Origin of the sequence: Nguyenibacter vanlangensis (assembly GCF_013376155.1) — a bacterium.
GTDB classification, from domain to species: domain Bacteria; phylum Pseudomonadota; class Alphaproteobacteria; order Acetobacterales; family Acetobacteraceae; genus Gluconacetobacter; species Gluconacetobacter vanlangensis.
The window spans coordinates 1-2007 of record NZ_JABXXP010000525.1 but is presented as its reverse complement, the minus strand read 5'-3'; the positions used below and the strand labels follow the sequence as shown (position 1 = coordinate 2007).

Genomic DNA, 2007 nt, shown 5'->3' with positions numbered 1-2007 from the left:
CCGCCATCCTGCGCGCGCTCGGCGCCGACGCGGGACAGATCCGCGCGATCTGGCTGCTGGAATTCACCCTGCTGGGACTGACTGCCGGTGCGATGGCGGCGGCGATCGGCACGGCCAATGCCTGGCTGATCGCCCGCGCGGTCCTGCACATGCCCTGGCACGCCGACTGGCCCGCCCTGGCGGGTACCCTGGCCGTCACGCTCTGCGCCACCACGCTGTGCGGCATGCTGGTCTGGCGCCACGCGCTGCAGAGCCTGAAAAAAAGAGGATAAAGCGGAAAAACGCCGAACGGCACACGACAAAACGCGGCCGACCGAGGCATTCCCCGACCGCCGCGCACCATCGTGACTTATTGAAGCAGGCGGGAAACTGGTGGAGCCAATCGGAATCGAACCGACGACCTCCTGAATGCCATTCAGGCGCTCTCCCAACTGAGCTATGGCCCCGCCGGCACTGGCGCCATCCGACGCCGTGCGAGTGGGCGGGGTATAACCGCCGTCCGCTGCCTTGGCAAGCCCCTAATTACGACAGGATCACACCATGCTGGCGCAGGAATCCCAGCAACGGCAGCAGGGGCAGGCCCAGGATCGCCGCGTGCTCGCCCACGACGCGGTCGAACAGATGGATCCCCGCCCCCTCCAGCCGGTACGCCCCGACCGAGGACAGGATCGCATCGCCCTCCGCCGCCAGATACGCGTCCAGAAAACGCTCGGAAAATGGCCGCATCGTCAATTCCGGCCGCGCCACGTGCCGCCATATGACCTGCCCCTCACGCATCACCGCGACCGCAGTGTGCAGCACGTGCGTCCGCCCCCGCAGGCGCAGCAATTGCGCCCGCGCCGCCGGCCGGTCGGCCGGTTTCTCGAACCATTCCCCCTCGCACGCCAGGATCTGGTCGCCGCCCACCACCACGCTGCCGGGCGCATGCACCCGTGCCGCCTTCATCTCCGCCAGCAGCAGCGCACAGGATCCGGCCGCCATCCCCTCGGCCTGCGCCGATTCCCGGATGCTCTGCTCATCCACCCGCGCCGGACGCGATTCCACCGATAAACCGGCCTGTTCCAACAGCATACGCCGCGTCACCGACTGGCTGGCCAGTACTATCCGAGGCGACTCGGCCTGTAGAAACCCGCCGGCCGGTACTAATGACGAGTCGCTCATGCTTCACCTCTCCGTACTCGAAAAATCAAACCCTGTGCCCGACCTGCGCGAGTACTGGGGTACATGGGGACAGTACTCCGTATGCTTCTTGAGCGTACCGAGTACCGTGGACAACGCCCACGCGCTCCGTCACGGTGGGTTGTACACAGCCCCATGTCGGCATTTTCTGGATAACTCTCATAACCCCTTGGGAAACGGCCGGACAAAATCTGTACACCCTGTGGGAAAGACGGGGTACGTTTTTGGAAACGTGGGTACCCCGTCATCCACAGCCCTTATCACCCTCTTCAGCATTTCTTTCTTCTTATTTCATGTTTAGAGGTGTGATCCGAAATCCGGTGACGCCGTACCGGACCTTTCCTTCGGTCCTGTCGTCGCCCGCGAAAGTACGGGATACTCGTCCCGTCAGGACAGGAATGATCGGCACGGCGATGACGGACACAGCCAAACCACTCTTGCGGGTCCTCCAGGGCGAGGCCCTGTGGCCGCCGCCGCTCTGGCTGATGCGTCAGGCCGGCCGCTACCTGCCGGAATTCCGCGCCCTGCGCGACCAGGCCGATTTCATCACCCGCTGCATGACGCCGGACCTGGCCACCGAAATCACCCTGCAGCCGATCCGCCGCTACGCCATGGACGGCGCGATCCTGTTCTCGGACATTCTGATCCTGCCTTGGGCGATGGGACAGTCTCTCGAATTCGTCCCGGGCACCGGCCCCGTGCTGGGGGCCATCCGATCGGCATCCGACCTCGCGCGGCTGGATCCCAAACGCGTGCCCGACGCCACTGCCCCGGTGATGGAAACCCTGCGCCGCCTGCGCGCGACGCTCGACGGCCCCGATCCGATCG

Annotated in this window: 3 protein-coding genes and 1 tRNA gene; 2 read left to right on the top strand and 2 right to left on the bottom strand. The window is 65.4% G+C overall.

Going from position 1 to position 2007, the window contains the following annotated elements; genetic code table 11:
• Positions 1-272, top strand: a 272-nt coding sequence (locus tag HUK84_RS16180) for an FtsX-like permease family protein (protein WP_176641201.1), incomplete at its 5' end; no start/stop codon positions are given.
• 98 nt (positions 273-370) lie between these two features.
• Here the strand turns inward: HUK84_RS16180 and HUK84_RS16175 are convergent.
• Together HUK84_RS16175 and HUK84_RS16170 are read right to left on the bottom strand one after the other, a co-directional pair.
• Positions 371-446: transfer RNA gene (locus HUK84_RS16175), tRNA-Ala, on the bottom strand.
• A 76-nt stretch (positions 447-522) separates the two neighbouring features.
• Complete coding sequence (locus HUK84_RS16170) at positions 523-1161, bottom strand: Maf family protein (protein ID WP_176641200.1); 639 nt, start codon at positions 1159-1161, stop codon at positions 523-525.
• Between the two features lie 431 nt (positions 1162-1592).
• On the opposite strand from HUK84_RS16170, the gene HUK84_RS16165 reads away from it, so the two are divergent.
• The coding region (locus HUK84_RS16165; RefSeq protein WP_281362837.1) for a uroporphyrinogen decarboxylase family protein at positions 1593-2007 on the top strand (415 nt) is incomplete at its 3' end.